This window comes from Streptomyces chrestomyceticus JCM 4735 (assembly GCF_003865135.1).
Lineage (GTDB): Bacteria > Actinomycetota > Actinomycetes > Streptomycetales > Streptomycetaceae > Streptomyces > Streptomyces chrestomyceticus.
On sequence record NZ_BHZC01000001.1, the window covers coordinates 3353819 to 3371568 of the forward strand.

15 protein-coding genes are annotated in these 17750 nt (G+C 73.8%); 3 read left to right on the forward strand and 12 right to left on the reverse strand.

What is annotated here, in order from left to right:
• Window positions 1–21: 21 nt before the first annotated feature.
• The 12 genes from moeZ to EJG53_RS13890 form a co-directional block, all read right to left on the reverse strand.
• Window positions 22–1200 (reverse strand): adenylyltransferase/sulfurtransferase MoeZ, encoded by a 1179-nt coding sequence (moeZ, locus tag EJG53_RS13840; RefSeq protein WP_125045102.1) that lies wholly within the window; start codon window positions 1198–1200, stop codon window positions 22–24.
• 99 nt (window positions 1201–1299) lie between these two features.
• Window positions 1300–2106, reverse strand: coding sequence for a spherulation-specific family 4 protein (locus EJG53_RS13845; protein WP_125045103.1), 807 nt, complete (start codon window positions 2104–2106; stop codon window positions 1300–1302).
• Complete coding sequence (locus EJG53_RS13850) at window positions 2094–3071, reverse strand: NAD-dependent epimerase/dehydratase family protein (protein WP_125045104.1); 978 nt, start codon at window positions 3069–3071, stop codon at window positions 2094–2096. Before EJG53_RS13850 ends, EJG53_RS13845 begins: the two co-directional genes overlap by 13 nt.
• A gap of 330 nt (window positions 3072–3401) precedes the next feature.
• Entirely contained in the window at window positions 3402–4748 is a 1347-nt protein-coding gene (locus EJG53_RS13855; RefSeq protein WP_244955130.1) for a hypothetical protein, read from the reverse strand.
• Window positions 4745–6805 (reverse strand): glycosyltransferase, encoded by a 2061-nt coding sequence (locus tag EJG53_RS13860; RefSeq protein ID WP_125045105.1) that lies wholly within the window; start codon window positions 6803–6805, stop codon window positions 4745–4747. The genes EJG53_RS13855 and EJG53_RS13860 overlap by 4 nt, the downstream gene beginning before the upstream one ends.
• A gap of 187 nt (window positions 6806–6992) precedes the next feature.
• On the reverse strand, window positions 6993–8825 hold the full coding sequence (locus EJG53_RS13865) for a dipeptide ABC transporter ATP-binding protein (RefSeq protein WP_244955131.1): 1833 nt from the start codon (window positions 8823–8825) through the stop codon (window positions 6993–6995).
• Window positions 8822–9811, reverse strand: coding sequence for an ABC transporter permease (locus EJG53_RS13870; RefSeq protein ID WP_125045106.1), 990 nt, complete (start codon window positions 9809–9811; stop codon window positions 8822–8824). Before EJG53_RS13870 ends, EJG53_RS13865 begins: the two co-directional genes overlap by 4 nt.
• The gene (locus EJG53_RS13875) at window positions 9808–10791 is read right to left on the reverse strand and encodes an ABC transporter permease (RefSeq protein ID WP_125045107.1); all 984 of its coding nucleotides are present in this window, start codon (window positions 10789–10791) and stop codon (window positions 9808–9810) included. Before EJG53_RS13875 ends, EJG53_RS13870 begins: the two co-directional genes overlap by 4 nt.
• Window positions 10792–10847: 56 nt before the next feature.
• Window positions 10848–12584 carry an ABC transporter substrate-binding protein gene (locus tag EJG53_RS13880; RefSeq protein ID WP_461791937.1) on the reverse strand — a complete coding sequence of 579 codons (1737 nt, stop codon included), beginning with the start codon at window positions 12582–12584 and terminating at the stop codon, window positions 10848–10850.
• A gap of 211 nt (window positions 12585–12795) precedes the next feature.
• Window positions 12796–12891: an Ms4533A family Cys-rich leader peptide gene (locus tag EJG53_RS43875; RefSeq protein ID WP_331787841.1), complete on the reverse strand. Its 96-nt coding sequence runs from the start codon at window positions 12889–12891 to the stop codon at window positions 12796–12798.
• Window positions 12892–13054: 163 nt separating this feature from the next.
• On the reverse strand, window positions 13055–14842 hold the full coding sequence (locus EJG53_RS41085) for a DUF3152 domain-containing protein (RefSeq protein ID WP_167515106.1): 1788 nt from the start codon (window positions 14840–14842) through the stop codon (window positions 13055–13057).
• A gap of 19 nt (window positions 14843–14861) precedes the next feature.
• Window positions 14862–15911 (reverse strand): alpha/beta fold hydrolase, encoded by a 1050-nt coding sequence (locus EJG53_RS13890; RefSeq protein ID WP_125045108.1) that lies wholly within the window; start codon window positions 15909–15911, stop codon window positions 14862–14864.
• Between the two features lie 174 nt (window positions 15912–16085).
• Between EJG53_RS13890 and EJG53_RS13895 the strand changes: the two genes are divergently transcribed.
• The 3 genes from EJG53_RS13895 to EJG53_RS13905 all read left to right on the forward strand — a co-directional run bounded on the left by EJG53_RS13895 (window position 16086) and on the right by EJG53_RS13905 (window position 17623).
• The gene (locus EJG53_RS13895; RefSeq protein WP_125045109.1) at window positions 16086–16304 is read left to right on the forward strand and encodes a hypothetical protein; all 219 of its coding nucleotides are present in this window, start codon (window positions 16086–16088) and stop codon (window positions 16302–16304) included.
• A 148-nt stretch (window positions 16305–16452) separates the two neighbouring features.
• A complete protein-coding gene (locus EJG53_RS13900; RefSeq protein WP_031001023.1) occupies window positions 16453–17094 on the forward strand; it encodes a TetR/AcrR family transcriptional regulator in 642 nt (213 codons plus the stop codon).
• A gap of 301 nt (window positions 17095–17395) precedes the next feature.
• Window positions 17396–17623: a DUF3107 domain-containing protein gene (locus EJG53_RS13905; RefSeq protein ID WP_030024620.1), complete on the forward strand. Its 228-nt coding sequence runs from the start codon at window positions 17396–17398 to the stop codon at window positions 17621–17623.
• The last annotated feature ends 127 nt before the right edge of the window (window positions 17624–17750 follow it).

The following is a 17750-nucleotide window of genomic DNA, read 5'->3' on the forward strand; positions in this document are numbered from 1 at the left end:
GTGCGGCCGACGGCCGGCCGGTCAGTAGACCGGCTTCTCCGGCTCGACCGTGTTGACCCAGCCGATGACGCCGCCGCCGACGTGCACCGCGTCCGCGAAGCCCGCGGACTTCAGGACGGCGAGGACCTCGGCGGAGCGGACGCCCGTCTTGCAGTGCAGGACGATCTTCCGGTCTTGCGGGAGGTCCTGGAGGGCGCTGCCCATCAGGAACTCGTTCTTCGGGATCAGCTTGGCGCCGGGGATCGAGACGATCTCGTACTCGTTCGGCTCCCGGACGTCGATGATCTCGATCTTCTCGTCCGTGTCGATCCACTCCTTGAGCTGCTGCGGAGTGATCGTGGAACCTGCCGCCGCCTCCTGGGCCTCCTCGGACACGACGCCGCAGAAGGCCTCGTAGTCGATGAGTTCGGTGACGGTCGGGTTCGTGCCGCAGACCGCGCAGTCGGGGTCCTTGCGTACCTTGACCTGGCGGTACGTCATCTCCAGCGCGTCGTAGATCATCAGGCGGCCGACCAGCGGGTCACCGATGCCGGCCAGCAGCTTGATGGCCTCGTTGACCTGGATGGAGCCGATGGACGCGCAGAGCACGCCCAGCACGCCGCCCTCGGCGCAGGAGGGGACCATGCCGGGGGGCGGGGGCTCCGGGTACAGGCAGCGGTAGCAGGGGCCGTGCTCGCTCCAGAAGACCGACGCCTGGCCGTCGAAGCGGTAGATCGAGCCCCAGACGTACGGCTTGTTCAGCAGTACGCAGGCGTCGTTGACCAGGTAGCGGGTGGCGAAGTTGTCGGTGCCGTCGACGATCAGGTCGTACTGGGCGAAGAGGTCCATGACGTTGCTGGAGTCAAGGCGCTCTTCGTGCAGGTTGACCGTGACGTACGGGTTGATGCCCAGCACCGTGTCCTTGGCGGACGCGGCCTTGGAGCGGCCGATGTCCGCCTGGCTGTGGATGATCTGGCGCTGGAGATTGGACTCGTCGACCTCGTCGAACTCCACGATGCCGAGGGTGCCGACGCCCGCCGCGGCGAGGTACATCAGCGCGGGCGATCCCAGGCCGCCGGCGCCGACGCACAGCACCTTGGCGTTCTTCAGCCGCTTCTGCCCGTCCATCCCGACATCCGGGATGATCAGGTGGCGGGAGTACCTGCGGACCTCGTCGACGGTGAGCTCCGATGCGGGCTCGACCAGGGGTGGCAGCGACACGGGGACTCCGTTTGTCGGTATCTCGATGGGCGACCCCCCGCTCCGGGAGAACCCGGAGCAAGGGACGGTGGTCTCCCCGTAACACTGCCACGCCCTTCTTCATTCCGAGACACCCGGTCCGATACGCGAGACGAATGTGTCCCAGTAGCCGGGCAGCGACTCCCAGGCGCTCCCTCCGTGGTCGGCGCGGTCGGTGAAGTAGACGGTTCCGGCGCCCTGCCAGCGGGCGATCCGCAGGGCTTCTTCCAGGTGGGTGCCGGGGACGCCGTGCACGAGGTGGCAGAAGCGCCGCGCCGGGTACTCGGCGGTCCACTCCGCCGCTTGCGACCAGCGGTAGTCGGACCAGCGGCCGGCGAAGGTGACGAGCTGGTCGGCGACCTCCGCGTAGCCGGGGTACGGGTGGCGGCCGTGCCCCGTGACGAGGTGCGCGCCGTCCTTGAGGGCCCGCAGGGTGGTGGTCAGCCGCCGGGTCTCGGACAACAGTGTCCGGTCCGTGGGACAGCGGTCCAGATAGAAACCGTCGACCTTGTACCACTCCAGGAACCGGTGTGCGTCGGAGACCAGTTCACCGAACGGACGGGCGCCGTGCCCCAGGTCGAGATGGCCCAGCAGCCGGGCCCCCGCGTCGCGCAGTTGGGCGGCGGCCGGCAGGCAGTACGGGTCGGGGCGCACGCCGGGGCCGCGCGCGACGTTGAGCACCACCCAGTGCAGCGCCGCCGCGCCGCCCCGTGGCCCCGGCGCCCGGCGCGCGGCTCCGGTGCAGGCCAACCCGCGTGCCAGGCGCAGCAGCTCGGCCCACTCGGCGGGCGCCAGCAGCGGGTGGGCGAACCCCGGAACGCCGACGCCGAGCGGCGCGGCGCCGGTCACGGCGGTGCCGGCGCCCAGGGATGTCGTCAGATACGACATGCGGCCTCCATCCAGATGTCGGCGAGGGATTCCTCCAGCCCGATCCGCGGCCGCCACCCCAGGCGGTCGCGGGCGGTGCGCACGTCCGCCTGCTGCCAGCTCCCGCACCCGTCCGGATAGGGATACGCGGGGGGCACCGCCCCGTGTTCAGAGGCCGGCCCCGGGATGGCGAGCCGCGCGGCGGCGGGACCGCCGGCGGCGTAGCCGGGCGGGGTGTCCAGTTCGTGGAGCGAGCCGCCGAACCCGGCGACCCGTGCGAGCAGCGCGGCGGCCTCGCGCAGCCGTACGGCGTGCCCGGTACCGATGTTGACCACGCCCTGGGCGGCGGAGAGCGAGGCGGCGTGCACCGCCCGCGCCACGTCCCGTACGTCCACGAAGTCGCGCTGCACGCCCAGGCCGCCCAGCTTCAGTTCGGTGTCCCCGGACTGCATCGCGCGCCGCATCGCCTCGGCGAGCCGGCCGAGCGGCGACCCGGCCGGGGTGCCCGGGCCGACCGGGGAGAAGACCCGCAGCACGACGGCGTCCAGGCCGGAGCCGAGGACGAGTTCGGTGGCGGCCAGCTTGCTGACGCCGTACGGTCCGCCGGGCCGCGGCACGGCGTCCTCGGCGGTCGAGGAGCCGGGCTGCGAGGGTCCGTACTCGGACGCGCAGCCCAGGTGCACGAGCCGGGCGCCACAACTGCTGCGCCGCAGCGACTCGCAGACGGTGGCGACCGCGACGGTGTTGTGCCGGGTCAGGTCGCGGGCGCCGCCGCGGGTGGTGCCCGCGCAGTTGACCACCACGCCCGGATGGACCGCGTCCAGGAAGCGGGTCAGGGCGCCCGGACTGCCGGAGGCCAGGTCGAAGCGGACGTCGGCGTCGTCGCCGCGCCCGAGGGCCGTCAACTGGACGGCCGGGTCGGCGAGCAGCCGGTCGGCGACGTAACGGCCGAGGTACCCGTTGGCGCCGATGAGCAGCACCCTCATCGCGCGACCCCCCGGTCCCGGTGTGCTTCGGTGGGGTGGACATTCATCGTGTCGTTCTCCTAATGCGGTGGGTTGCGGACGTGCTGCGGCAGTGGTGACCGCCGCCGCGGGGGCCGGGCGGTGGCGGTGTACGCCGCACGGATGGTGGCGGGCGTCCGGAGGAGGACAGCCGGCGCCACGGGAGCGCCGGCACTGCGGAGGCCCGCGCGACCACCGGGGGTGATGGCGTGCGCGCGGGCGGCGACGGTGCGCGCGCCGGGAGTGGTGGCGTGCGCACCGCGAGTACCGGAAGCAGTGGGGCGCATATCGCGGGTGGTGACGGGTGCGGGGTCACGGCCGGTCCGCCTCCGCCGGTACGGGGGCGGGGGCCGCGTCGGGAGCCGGAGCGTGCGCCGAGGCGCCGGTGAGTGCGCCCAGCGCGTACAGCAGCAGGCCCAGGGCGGACAGCGCGCAGGCCACGGCCGGTACGACGGACGGGCCGAGGTGGGTGACGGCCAGCTCGACCGGCCTGCTCAGCGGCTCCAGTCCCGGCAACCGGGCGGCCAGTACGCAGGCCAGGGCGGCGGCTTCGAGGGCGACGGCGGCGGCCGGGCCCGTGGCGGCAGCGGCCGGGAAGCCGTGCCGGGCGAGCAGCCGCGCCAGGAAGAGCAGCGCGCCCAGGGCCGAGGCGGCAGCCACCGCACCCGCGCCGCCACCGTCGCCGACGGCACCGGTACCGCCGGCCGCGTCAGCCGCCGCCCACAGGGCGAGCAGCGCCGCGAGCTGCATCGCGGTGGCGATCAGCAGCAACGGCCGGACACCGGAGGCGAATGCGGTCAGGCAGCGGCTGTCCGCCAGCCCGCGGCGCGCGCGGCCCGCGAACCAGTGGGCGCACCAGGCAGCGGGCACGACGGCACACGTCAGGGCCAGGGCGGAAGCTGTGGCCAACTGGGATCGTGTGGGCGGGAGATCAGGCCCGCCCGCCAGGAGCTGACGCAGCAACCAGTCGCCGCCCAGCGCATATCCGGCCAGCCAGCAGGTCCACAACCCGGCGGAGCGGGCGATCGGATACCGCGCCCGCAGCGGGCCGTGGCGGACGCACAGGCGCAGGGCGAGCAGCACCAGACCGGCCCCGGCCACCGCGACAGCCGTCTGTACGAGGCGGGGTGACGGGCCGTCGGCCGACGCGAACGGTACGGGGGTGGGCGCGTGCCCGGCAGCGGCGACGGCGGCCGCGGTCGCGGCACACACCGCACCGGGCAGCAGGTGCAGCGCCACACGGGCGGCCCTTCCCCGCCGTACGGGGCCGGGCGCGGGCACGGCGGGGGGCGGCGCCTCGGCGCGGGGGACCCGGGCGTACAACTCCTCGGCCAGCGAGAAGACATCGCGGTGCCGGAAGCGGGCGGCCGTACGGTCGGTGACCCCGTGCGCCTCCAGCCCGGCGGCGATCTCCATGGGGTCGACGGCCCGTTCGCACAGCGTCCGGTGCTGGTGCATCAGCGTCTTCACGGGGTCGGCCGGGCCGCGCCGGGGCGGCCGGGCGGGGATGTCCCGTACGGGGAGGGGGGCGGGGGTGGGAGCGGGCGCAGGGGAGGACGTTCTCGCCTCCGGGGCCGCGCCGGGGCCGAGGCCGCTGTCGGTGTCGAGGCCGGTGTCGGTGCCAGGGCCGAGGCCGGTTCCCATGTCGGCTGTCGTCACGGTTGCGCTCCTCTCTGCCGGTCGGCACCGGCTCCCGCACCGGCGGTGGCCGGTTCGGCGACCGGTTCGGCGACCGGCGCGACGAACGGTTCGGGGGCCGGTCCTGTGGCCGGTTCAGTGGCCGGGACGTCCGGGTCCGGTGCCGCCCAGCGCGGTGCGCGGCCCGTCGGCGGTGCGGCCTGCGCGGCGCCGCCGCCCGCCACGGCCCAGCGGCCCGGTACGTGGGACTCGGCGGGCCGGCTGAAGAGGCGGGGCACGCTGTCGCCGTCCGGTCCGGTTCCGGCGGCCGGGCGGCACGGCGTACGGGACATCAGCTCCAGGTAGATGCCACGAAATGCCGCGACATTCTGCTCCACCGTGAACAGTTCGAGTGCGCGGGCGCGCGCGGCGGCGCCCAGCCGGGCGCGGCGCGCCGGGTCGAGCAGGAGTGCCAGGCACGCGTCGGCCAGCGCGCGCGGGTTGCGCGGCGGCACGACCAGGCCCGTACCGCCGATGACCTCGCAGACCGCTCCGGCGTCGGTGGAGACGGTGGCGCGGCCGCTGAGCATCGCCTCCACGAGGGAGCGCGGAAAGCCCTCCGCCACGCTGGAGAGGACCAGCACCGAACCGGCCGCGTAGACGTCCTGCGGGCGCGGCAGGCCGGGGCCGCCGACCTCCTCGAAGGAGACCGGGTTGTCACCGGCGCTCCGCGCGTCGGCGGCCTCGTCGGGGAAGAGCTGGGCGGCCAGCACCCGGCACTGGGCCAGATAGGCGGCGTCCTCCGGGGCGGGGCCCGGGGCGCCGACGATGCGCAGGGCCGCGGCCGGTTCGGCCCGGTGCACGCGGGCGAAGGCGTGCAGCAGCGAGACGAGGTCCTTGGCGGGTTCGACGGTGCCGGTCCACACCAGCGTCGCGGAGTGGTCGGCCAGGGCGTCGGGGACGGCGGCGAAGCCGGTCGCGTCCAGGCCCGGGTACACCGTGCGCATTCGCTCCCGGTCCGCGCCGCAGCGTTCCTGCCAGCGCCGGGTACGGGCGCTGCCGGGGGTGACGAGCGCGGCTTCGGCGTACGTCTCGGCGGCCAGCGCGGTCTCGAAGGCGCCCAGCAAGGCGCGTACGGGGGCGCTCGCCCCCACGCCGGAGCGCACGAGGTAGCGCTCGCGCAGGCGCACGCCGTACTCGGTGAGCAGGAGAGGTGTGCCGAAGAAGCGTTTGGCCAGCAGTCCGGGGAGGGCGACGGAGCCGCCGGCCGTGGCGTGGCAGAGGTCGACCGCGGCGAGCCCGTCACCGCCGCTCCCGGAGGGAGCCGCGGAGCCGCCGCCGTACCGGCCCGCGCCGTGCCGGTCGGCGCCGTACCGGTCCCCGCCGCGCCGCTCCGCGCCGTACCGGCCCGCGCCGTACCAGTCCAGCGAGAGCGGACGCAGGGCGCGTTCCAGCTCCTCGGTCACGGCCAGCAGGTCACCCACGCGTGCGCCGTGCGCGGCGCGCAGTGCGCCGGGCGCGCGGCAGGTGCTCTCCAGGATGCGTACGGCCTGTTCGGAGCGGAGGAGTTCGGGCAGGCCGCCGTGGTCGCGGGCCAGCCGTGCCAGGCCGTACAGACCGGCGGCGAAACGGTCCGCCTGACCCTCGCGGTGCGCGGCGCCGTCCGCTGCCGACTCCGGGGTGGGGGTCCGGCCGCCGGGCGGTTCCGCCGCGGTGAATCCCGCCGCCAGATCGGCGAAGCACTCCGCGAACCGCCGCCGCGCACGCCGCCCGCGCGCCCCGGCGCGCCGTCCTTCGGGCCGCCACCGCAGGGCGGCGGGCAGCTCCCCGTACAGCGGCGCGGCCCGCACCACCCGGGCGCGGCCCCGCCCGCCCGCACCGCTGCCCGCCCCGCGCGCCGCCGGTCCGGTGTCCGCTGGCCCGGCCGCGTCCGCCGTGCCGCCTTCAGGACCGCGGTCGACGCCGTCCTCAGGGCCCCGGTCGAGGGTGTAGACCTCGAACTCGTGGCCGGGGAGCCCGTGCACGAGCCGGTCGCGCCACGGACGCGTCTCACCGGACGCATCCGGGCCGCCACCCTCGGTGAGCAATCCAATGCGCACGAGCGCACCCCCGTTCTTCCTGATCGGCGTCCACGACGGCGGCCGCCCGGGGGGCCGCCGCTACCTGCAGGAAGAAGCTACGCAGAGATTCCGGTGACACGACGGACGGTTGTCCGTCGCGCCACCGGAAGGGGTGAAGAGACGTAACTTTCCACCCCGGTGGGCGTTCTGGCGCGCTATGTGACCGTCACGCCGCGGCACGCAGTGCGCGCCGCCCGGCCGACACCTCCGGATCGAGCACCGGCACCGCCGCCAGCAGGCCCTTCGTGTACGGATGCCGGGGGCGCTCGTACACCTCCTCGGTGGTGCCTTCCTCCACGATCCGCCCGCCGCGCATCACCGCGACCCGGTCGCTGACCGCCCGGACGACCGCCAGGTCGTGCGCGATGAAGACCAGCGCGAGGCCCAGCTCCCGCCGGAGCTCGCCGAGCAGGTCGACGACCTGCGCCTGGGTGGTGACGTCCAGCGCCGATACGGGTTCGTCGCAGACCAGCAGCCGGGGGCCGGGGGCGAGCGCCCGCGCGATACCGACGCGCTGCCGCTGCCCGCCGCTGAACTCGTGCGGGTAGCGGTGGTACCACGCCGGGTCCAGGCCGACCCGTTCCAGCAGTTCGCACGCCCGGCGCCGTACGCGCGCGTCGTCCCGGTCGCCGGCCGCGCGCAGCGGGTCGGCGACCGATTCGCCGATGCTGCGGCGCGGGTTGAGCGAGGAGACCGGGTCCTGGAACACCATCTGGAGTTCGCTGCGGAAGGGGCGGAGCTGCCGGTCGCCGAGGGTGCCGATGTCGCGCCCCCGGTAGCGCAGCGTCCCCGCGGTCGGGTCCAGCAGCCGTACGAGCATCCGCCCGAGCGTCGTCTTGCCGCTGCCCGACTCCCCCACGAGGCCGACGGTCTCCCCTTCCCGTACGGTCAGCGAGACCTCGTCGACCGCCGTGGTCCGGTGCCTCCGGCCGCCGAACTCCCGTCGCAGTCCGACGGCTTCGAGCAGTACGCCGTCACGGTCGCTGACTCCGCCGCCATAGCTGTCACCAGCACTGTCGCCGTCTCTGCCGCCACTGACGCGATCACCGGCATCGTCGCGCGCGGCGCGCACGCCGCGCAGAGTGCGCCCGTCCGGCTTCGCGTCCACCCGTGGCACCGCCGCCAGCAGCTCCTTCGTATACGGAGCGCGCGGCGCCAGCAGTACCTCGCCGACCGGACCGTGCTCCACCGCCCGGCCGTCGCGCATCACGAGCACCTCGTCCACGCTGCCCGCGACCACCCCCAGGTCGTGGGTGACCAGGAGCAGCCCCATGCCGGTCTCCGCCCGCAGGCCGTGCAGCAGGTCGAGGATCTGCGCCTGGACGGTGACGTCCAGCGCGGTGGTGGGCTCGTCGGCGATCAGCAGGCGCGGTTCGCAGGCGAGCGCCATCGCGAGCAACGCGCGCTGGCGCATGCCCCCGCTGAACTCGTGCGGCCGCGAGCGGGCGCGCCGGGGGGCGTCCGCGATGCCCACGCGCTCCAGCACCTCGACGGCGCGGGCGCGAGCGGCGCGCCGGGAGACGTCCGGCCGGTGCACCCGGTACACCTCGGCGATCTGGTCGCCGATCGCGTAGTACGGGTCGAGTGAGGACAGCGGGTCCTGGAACACCATGGCGGCCCGGCCGCCGCGCAGCCGCCGCAGCTCGCGCTCGTCCGCCGCCCGTACGTCCGTACCGGCGACCCGGACCGTGCCGCTCACCTGCGCTCCGGTCCCCCGGTGCAGATCCAGCAGGGCCGCCGCGACGGTGGACTTGCCGGAGCCGGACTCGCCGACGATGCCCAGGGCCCGGCCGGCGGCCAGCGAGAAGGAGAGCCGGTCCACGGCCTGTACGGCGCCGCCGCCTCCGTCGTCGGCGGGCCCGTCGCCACCGGCCGCGCCCGGGAAGGCGACCGACAGGTCACGGACGTCCACCAGAAGGTCCGGCTCCGGAACACCCGGGTCCGGAAGATCCGGGCCCAGCCGGCCCGGAGCCGCTCCGCTCGTCTCCTCGGAGGTCATGTCAGGGCCACCCTTCGGTCGGCGAGTGCGTAGAGGACGTCCGCCACGACGTTGGCGACGATGACGGCGGCGCCGGTGCCCAGCACCACGCCGACGACCACCGGCAGGTCGACGACGCGCACCGAGTGGACCAGGAGCTGCCCGATGCCGGGCAGCCCGAAGAGTTCCTCGGTGAGCATCGCGCCGCCGAACATCGTCCCGAGGTCGAGCGCGGTGAGCGCGATGACCGGCGGCAGCGCGCCGCGCAGCGCGTGCCGCGTCACGACGGAACGTTCCCGCACCCCGTACGCACGGAAGGTGCGGATGTGGTCCTCGGCCAGCGTCTCCAGCGTCGAGGAGCGGGTCAGCCGGGCGTACTTGGCGGATTCCAGCAGCGCCAGCGCCGTCCAGGGCAGCAGCAGGTTCCAGGCCCACTGCTCCGGGTCCTCGGACAGCGGGACGTAGGAGGGGAACGGCAGCCACTGCAGGTACGCGCAGAACACCATCAGCAGCAGCAGTCCGGTGATGAAGACCGGGGTGGCGGTACCGGCGAGGGTCAGGCCCGTCAGGACGCGTTCCGTCGTGCCGCCACGGCGCAGCGCGGACACCAGGCCGGTGCCGACCCCGAGCAGCAGCCACAGCACCATCGAGCCGAGGGCGAGCGACGCGGTGACCGGCAGCCGGTCGGCGAGCAGCGCCGTGACGGGCGAGCCGTTCTGGTACGAGAGGCCGAGGCAGGGCGCGTCGCAGTGCAGTACGCCGGTGCCGGACGAGAAGTCGCGGCCGGCCACCAGGCCCTGGAGGAAGTGCAGGTACTGCGTCAGGACCGGCGCGTCCAGCTCCAGCCGTTCGCGTACCTGCTGGATCTGGCCGGGGTTGCAGCGCGGCCCGCAGGCCAGTTTGGCGGGGTCGCCGGGCGCGACGTAGAAGAGCGCGTAGACGGCGACGGTCAGCAGGAAGAGGACCAGGAGCCCGCCGCCCAGCCGGCGCAGTGCGTAGCCGGTCATACGACGGCCTCCTTCTCGCGCTTCTCGTGCTTCTCGTGCTGGATGCGCTTCTCCCGGCGGCCGGCCCGGGTACCGACCCGCAGCCGGGACCGCTCGCGCGGGTCCAGCGCCGTACGGACCGCGTCGCCCAGCACCGTGAACGCGAGCACCGTGACCAGCAGGAAGCCCGCCGGGAGCAGGACGTACGCCGGATCGGCCCGGAACCAGGTGGTCGCGGTCGACAGCATCTGTCCCCAGGACGCGGTGGGCGGCCGGACGCCGATGCCGAGGAACGACAGCGACGCCTCGACCACGATGTTGCTGGGCACCAGGACCGCCGCGTACGTGATCACCGGCGCGGCGAGCGACGGGAGCAGCTCGCGCCGCGCCACGCGCAGCGGCCCCGCGCCGCCGAGCCGGGCCGCCGCGACATGGTCCAGCTTCTTCAGGGCCAGCGTCCGCGCGCGCACGATCCGCGAGGTGCCGAACCAACTGAGCAGGCCGATCACCAGCACCAGCAGCAGCGGGCGGGGAAAGTCGGCGGGCACGATCGCGGTCAGCGAGATCGCGATGACGAGCATGGGCAGCGCGGTCAGCACCTCGGTGAACCGGGAGAGCACCTGGTCCGCGAGCCGGTTGCCGAGCCCGGCCGCGAGGCCGGCCACCACACCGATGAAGACCTGGACGGCCGTGGCGCCGAGCGCGATGAGCAGGGAGACCCGGGCCCCGTACAACAGCCGGGCGAACATGTCCCGGCCGGTGCCGGGCTCGACGCCCAGCCAGTGGTCGGCGCTGATCCCGCCGTACGGGCCGAGCGGTACGCCGCCGCGCGCGGAGTCGATCAGGTCGTCGTGGTACGTGGTCGGGTCCTGGCCCTCCAGCGCCGCCAGCAGCGGTGCGCCGAGGGCGAGCAGGACGAGGACGATCAGGACGGCCGCGGAGACCACGGCGGCGGGCCGCTGCCGCAGCCGCCGCCAGACCGTGCCCTTTTGAGGGGGCATCACCACGGTCTCCGTGTGCGGGGTCCCTGGCTGACGGGGCGTCACGTCGGTCGTCGTCACTTGACCGCGACCTGGGAGATGTCCAGCACGCCGTCCCAGTCACTGATGACGACGTTCTTGACGTCCTTGCCGTACAGGCGCTTGTAGACGGGGTGGAAGAGCGGTACGGACAGGGCCTGCTCGCCGATCTTCTTGTCCAGCGCGCCCCACCGCTCCGCCGCCGCCTTCAGGTCGGTCAGCTTGTTGATCTCGTCGATCTCGTGGTTGACCGCCGGGTCGTCGAGCTGCGCGTGGTTGAAGTTGGAGGCGTCCCGGACGATCTGCCGGCCGTCGAAGATCGGCGCGAGGAACGGGCCGCCGGACGGCCAGTCCGCTCCCCAGCCGCTGATGAACAGGCCCGGCGCGTCGTCGACGCTGTGCACCTTCTCCTTGTAGTCGTTTTCCTCCAGGCCCTGGAGCTTGACGGTTATCCCGGCCTTCTTCAGGGCTTCCTGCACGGCGGTGGCGATGTCCGGGCTGGTCTCGAAGTTCTTGGCGGTGGAATGCGTCAGGGTGATGGTGAGCCCGTTCTCGTGACCGGCTTCCTTCAGCAGTTCCTTCGCCTTGGCCGGATTTCCGGTACGGCCCGCCGGGAACCAGTCGTACGGGGTGTGGCCGAAGGCTTTTCCGTTCGGCAGGAAGGTGGTGGCCGGTTCGGCGAGCGCGGAGCCGCCGGCGGCGTTCACGACGCTCTGCCGGTTGACGGCGTACGCGACGGCCTGGCGCACCTTCGGGTCGTCGAAGGGCTTCACCTTCGGGTTGAAGGCGAGGTAATTGGTGTAGCCGAAGTGGCCGGTGCCGACCCGCTCTCCGAGCCCCTGGTCGCCGCTGATCCGCGCGAGTTCGGCCGGGCCGAGGTTGGTGTCGGTGGTCACCGCGGCGGCGTCCGGACCGGCGCCGGTGGCCAGCCGCTGGTTGATGACCGCGGAATCCAGGCCGGATTTCACGTCGATGGTGTCGGGATAGGCGTGCCGTTCGGAGTCGGTCTTCTCGGACCAGTGCGGATTGCGCTCCAGGACGAGGTGTTCACCGTCCCCGGTGTTCTTGACGACCTTGTACGGGCCCGAGGAGACCGGGTGCTCCTCGTATTTCGTGCCGGTGTCCTTGGCCTTCGGCACCGGTGCGAACTGCGTCTGCGTGGCGAGCAGGGGGAATTCGCCCTCGGGCTTCTTCAGGTGGAAGACGATGGTCTTCGCGTCCGGGGTCTCGATGGACTTGAGCCCGTCCGCGCTCTTGTCCTTGTACGGCCCCTGGTAGCTTTCGCCGCCCACCAGCCAGTCCCGCAGATACGGTGCGCCGCCGGAGAGTTCGGCGGCGAAGGAACGCTCGATGCCGTATTTGACGTCGGCGCTGGTGATCGGCGAACCGTCCTCGAACTTCAGCCCGTCCTTGAGCGTGTACGTCCACACCGTGGCGTTCTCGCTGGGCCGCCCGGTGTCGGTGGCGAGGTCCGGTACGGCCTTCGCGCCGGCCGCGCCGTTCTCCCGGTTGCGAGTGGTCAGCGTACGGAAGACCAGGGTCGGTACCTTGCCGCCACCGGAGGTGTAGAGGCGCGCCGGGTCGAAGTTGGTCTGCGGCTCGGAGTTCAGGACGGTGAGCGTGCCGCCCTTGGCGGGCGCGGCGCCCGCGCCGTCACCCGCCGCGGTGTCCTTGGGGCCGCAGGCGGTGGCCCCGGCGGCCAGCGCGACGGCCACCGCGACGGTGACCATCCTTCTGGCGGGGGCGGAGTGGCGGGGACGGGACGGCTCGGCCATGTCGGTGGGTGCCTTTCGCAGCGGGACGTACCCGCGGAAGGCGGCGGCAGCAGGAGCGCGGTGAGGCGCGGGGCCGCCCCTGCGGACACGTTCGGGTGAGATACGTGGATACGCGGGGGACGCCCCGGCCCGGGGTCACAGGGCGCCGCGTCTCACGGCCCCGGGGTACGCGGGCCGTCGCGGCGCGCTTCCGCGCGGCCGGGGACGGGCCTCAGCGACACTGGATGTCGGCCACGGACTGCACGGACACGCCGATCAGCGCCAGCTCGAAAGCGGCGGGTGCGAAGGCGGTGGCAGGGCGCGGCATGGGAGGAGGATTTCCCGAATGTCCGTCCGATGGCAAAGGCGTACCGCGATGAGAGACGGGACGTCCCGCATGTCGGACAACTCCCGAGTCAGCGCCTCTCCGGGAAACCCCGGTGACGGCGCCCTCCGAAAGCCCTGCGGTCAGCCCCTCCGGGCGCCCGGTGTCAGCGCCCTGCGGGAAACGGCCAGGCGTTGGGGCGGCAGGTCGCGCCGTCCGTCGTCAGGAACTTCGTCTGCTGCATCATCACCGGCGCCAGGGCGCCCTGCCGCTTACAGCTCTCGTGGTTGTGTCCGAGCCGGTGGCCCACCTCGTGGTTGATGAGCATCTGCCGGTACGCGTGCATCTGGTCCGGCCCGTACGTCTGGGCGCCCCGCGCCCACCGATACGCGTTGATCATGACCCGCTCGGTCGCCGCCGAGTCGCACGACACGTTGTCCTCGGTCGTGTCGAGCCCGGACTTGGCACACCACGCGGCGGTGGTCCCGGGGCTCGCCAGCGTGATGACGAAGTCGGCCTCGCCGGAGCCCACCCGCTCGAAGGTGCGCTGCCCGCCGTGCGCCCAGCTCCGGTCGTCGTTGAGGGTCTTGTGCACCGCGTCGGCGAACAGTTCGCCGTCCAGGCCCATGCCGTCCTCCACGTCGACGCGGTAGCGCCACACCCTGCCGTGGCCCGGCGCCTTGGCATCGCCGCCGACCGGCTTGAACTGCCCGGAGGCCGTCAGCTTCGTGTCCAGCGGGTAGGCCTTCGCCATCTTCTCGTCGTACGTGACGGGGGCCGCCTGCTGCGTCGGGCGCGCGTTCGAGCGCGAGGCGGCATCGGAGCCGGCCGTCCGCTCCTTCCCGCTGAGCGCCTGCGCCTTGCCGTCGTCCTGCCGCTGGTCCGCGACCTGCCCGGCCACCACGACCGCGAGCACGGTCGTCACGGCCGCCGCGGCCACACCGGTGAAGGTACGACCCTTGGGGATCTTCTTGCGGGAGCTGAACTGGGGCCCCTGGGCTCCGAGTTCACCGGCGTCCGGAGTGACGTCCGGCGCGTCGGCCGGGCCGTCGCCCTCCCTCGGGAAGACCACCGACCGGCCGGTGTCACGCCCCGGCCCGGCCCGTCCGGACCGTCCGCCGCTCGCCGGGGACCCGGCCGCGAACACGTCGTCGTCCGCGTCCTCGGGACCGCCGGTGCGCTCCTTTCCGGATACGGGCCGCGCCGCGAAGGCGTCGATGTACTCCTGCCGGGGCATGGGCACCCGGTCCTGCGGGACGAACGGTGATCCGACCGATCCCGTACCGGTGGAGGTCGGACCGAGGACGGGTCCGGCCTCGGCGTCAGGGGCGGGAGCAGCGGCAGAACCGGGGGCAGCGGCAGTGCCTTCAGCGCCGGGCGCGGGCCTGCTCGCGCCCTCGCCGCCGTCCTCGAACGGAGCGAACCCGTGCGCCGGGGTGGCCGGCGCGGGCTGCGGACGGCCGTCGCGCGGGCGCGGTACCCGGGGCGTGCCCTGCGCGGGCGTGTCCCGCGCAGGCGTTCCGTGCGCCGGCGCGCCGGGAGTGATGTCGCACGCGGGCGCGTTCTGCGCCGCCGCGGGGCGCGCGGACGGATGCTGGGGCGGCTCGGGGCGCGTGGGCGGATGCTGGGGCGTACGTTGCGCGGGTGTCTGCCACGGTGCGCCCTGCGCCGGTCCGTGCTCGGGCGTACGGTGCCCGGTCGCGTACCGGACCGCGCCCTGCGCGGGCTCGTCCCCCGGCGTGCGCTGCTGCTCGGCGCCGTCCGCCCGGGCGGCCTCGCCGCCGTCTGCGCCGTCCGGCCCCGGCTCGGCGCGGCGGCGCCTGCGGCCCGTACCCGGCCCGGGGACAGGTCCGGCGCCACCTGCCGCGCCGAGCCCGTCCGCCTCGCCCACCTCACCTATTCCGGAGGTGTCACCGGCGGTTGCGGCCGGGCCCCGGCGGCTGTGACGTCCCACTCGGCCTGTCAGCTCCTACTCACGTCCAGGACGCGCCACCGGCGGCGGACTCTCCCGCACCGGCGCTCCCGCCCGCACCGGCCGCGTCCCGCGCGGCCGCGTCGTCCAACAGCTCGCGGAAGGCCCGCGCCACCGTTTCCGGATACTCCATCATCGCCACGTGCCCCGCCTCCGGGAGCGTCAGCAGCCGGGAGGCGCGGAATGCGGCGGCCGCCCGGCGTGCCATACGGAAGGAGACCAGGCGGTCGCGCCCACCGTAGACGAGAAGCGTGGGTGCGAGCACCCGCTGCGCCTGCCGCCACAGATTGTGCTGCCCGCCGAGCGTGTACGCGTTGACGATGCCCCGTGCCGAGCGCGTCATCACCTCCCAGAAGTAAGGGAGTTCGAGTCGCCGTGCGTATTCCTCCGCCGCGGCGGTGAAGCCGTCCGGGGTGACCAGGGCGGGATCGCCGTAACACAGCGCCAGCACCTCACGGGTGCGCCGCTCCGGCGTCCAGTCCCGCGTCAGCCTGCTGAACAGCCGGGTCATGCCGGGCACGGCGAGCAGTCCGGTCGGCACCGCGGAAAGCTGCGGACGCAGCTCCGGCAGCGCGGGCGAGATCAGCGTCAGCGTCCGCACCAGGTCCGGACGGACCGCCGCCACCCGCGTCACCGCCGCGCCGCCCATGGAGTTCCCGAACAGGTGCACCGGCCCGCGGCCGCTCGCGTCCAGATGGCGGATGACCGCCCGCGCCTGCGCGGAGACGGAGTAGTCACCGTCGTCCGGCGGCGGGGAGTCACCGAATCCGGGGAGGTCCAGCGCCTCGCCGTCGACCTGGCCGGCGAGCAGCGGCATCAGCGCGGACCAGTTCTGGGAGGAGCCGCCGAGGCCGTGGACGTACAGCGCGGGCGGCAGCCCGGCCCGCTCGCCAGGCACGCCCCGCACGCTCATCGTCAGGCCCGGCAGGCTCACGGAACGCACCGTCTCCCCCGGACCGACGCGCGACGGACGGCCCGCCGGGGGCACCGGGAGAACGGCGCGGGTGTCCGGCGACGCGTCCGGCGATCCGGTCGGCTCCGTCGAAGGCATGGGGTCGATGTTACGAGACGATCACGCCGCCGATCGTGTGTTCGCGCTCACACACCGCATCGCATTTCGGAACCCGCTCTCTTAGGCTCGGGCAGGAAGGGCACCCGTATGACGAGCGCTCGCGTGCGGACGCTCACCCTGGCCTCCGGAGGACGTGAGAGAAAGGGAGCCACCATGCCCGTCGACCCGACCGACCCGGACACCTTCGAGGACGAGGCGGACCCCTCGGAATTCGACGTCGAAGCGCCCGAGGCCGACGCCGCGGAGCAGCACGCGGACCTCGCGCCGCGCCACGACGAGCCGCTGAACGGCATCGATCCGTCCGCCGCGAACGAGGCGGACGTCGCCGAACAGGCCCGCGTCGTGGATCTCGACGAAGACGATTACCGATGACCTGGGGCCATATGTCGGCTTCCCACAGTCTTCGGCAACAGATTTTCTCGCCCGTGACCACGCACGACCGGGTTACCCAAAAGTACGATGGCGGACGCGGTGCACCGCTGTGCGTGCGCCGCGGACGGAACGACACCTGGGAGGCAGCGTGAGCGCCATCGAGCAGACCGAGGCGGCACGCCCGAGGGGCACGCGCCTGCCACGCCGGGCCCGGCGCAACCAGCTCCTGGGCGCGGCCCAGGAGGTCTTCGTGGCGCAGGGTTACCACGCGGCCGCGATGGACGACATCGCCGAGCGCGCCGGCGTCAGCAAGCCCGTGCTCTACCAGCACTTCCCGGGCAAGCTCGACCTCTACCTGGCCCTGCTGGACCAGCACTGCGAGGCGCTGCTGCAGTCGGTGCGCACCGCGCTCGCCTCGACGACCGACAACAAGCAGCGCGTCGCCGCGACGATGGACGCCTACTTCGCGTACGTCGAGGACCCGGGCGGCGCCTTCCGGCTGGTCTTCGAGTCCGACCTGACCAACGAGCCCGCCGTGCGCGAGCGGGTGGACAAGGTCTCCCTGGAGTGCGCCGAGGCGATCAGCGAGGTCATCGCCGAGGACACCGGTCTGTCCAAGGACGAGTCGATGCTGCTGGCCGTCGGGCTGGGCGGTGTCTCGCAGGTCGTGGCGCGCTACTGGCTCTCCTCCGAGAGCACCGTGCCGCGCGAGACGGCCGTGCAGTTGCTGACCTCGCTGGCCTGGAAGGGCATCGCGGGCTTCCCGCTGCACGGCTCCGAGGGGCAGTGAGCCGTACCGTCGGGTGCTGACCCGTACCGCCGGACCGCGGGCCGGACCGCCGCCGCGCTGTGAGCCGTACCACCGGACGCCGAGCCGTACCGCGGGTCCGGGCGGCGGGTGACGGCAGGCCCGCCCTGTCACGCCCGTACTCCCGCATGCCCACGTCCCTCCCCTGTTCGCTGCGGGCGTGCTCCGCGGCGCCCTGTCCGTCCGCTCACCGGGCTAATGTGTGCTGCGTACGGCGCGGATTGCCGCGCACCTGCCCCGTGGCCTCGCCAGGGGGCACCGAGACCGTCGGAGGGACAAAGCCGTGGAGGTCAAGATCGGCGTGCAGCACGCGCCCCGCGAGATCGTTCTGGAGAGCGGGCAGACCGCCGAGGACGTCGAGCGAGCGGTGGCGGACGCACTGGGCGGCAAGTCGCAGCTCCTGAGCCTGGTGGACGATCACGGCCGCAAGGTCCTGGTCCCGGCGGACCGGCTGGCCTATGTGGAGATCGGCGAGCAGACCGTCCGCAAGGTCGGCTTCGGCGCGCTGTAGCCGGCCGCGGGCCCCTGGACGGGCCCGCGCGCACCCGTCACGAGCGGCGGCCCGGAGAGATCGTTCTCCGGGCCGCCGCTTCGCTGTCCGGACCACTCGGGACTGGGTGCGCCGACGAGGGTTGCGG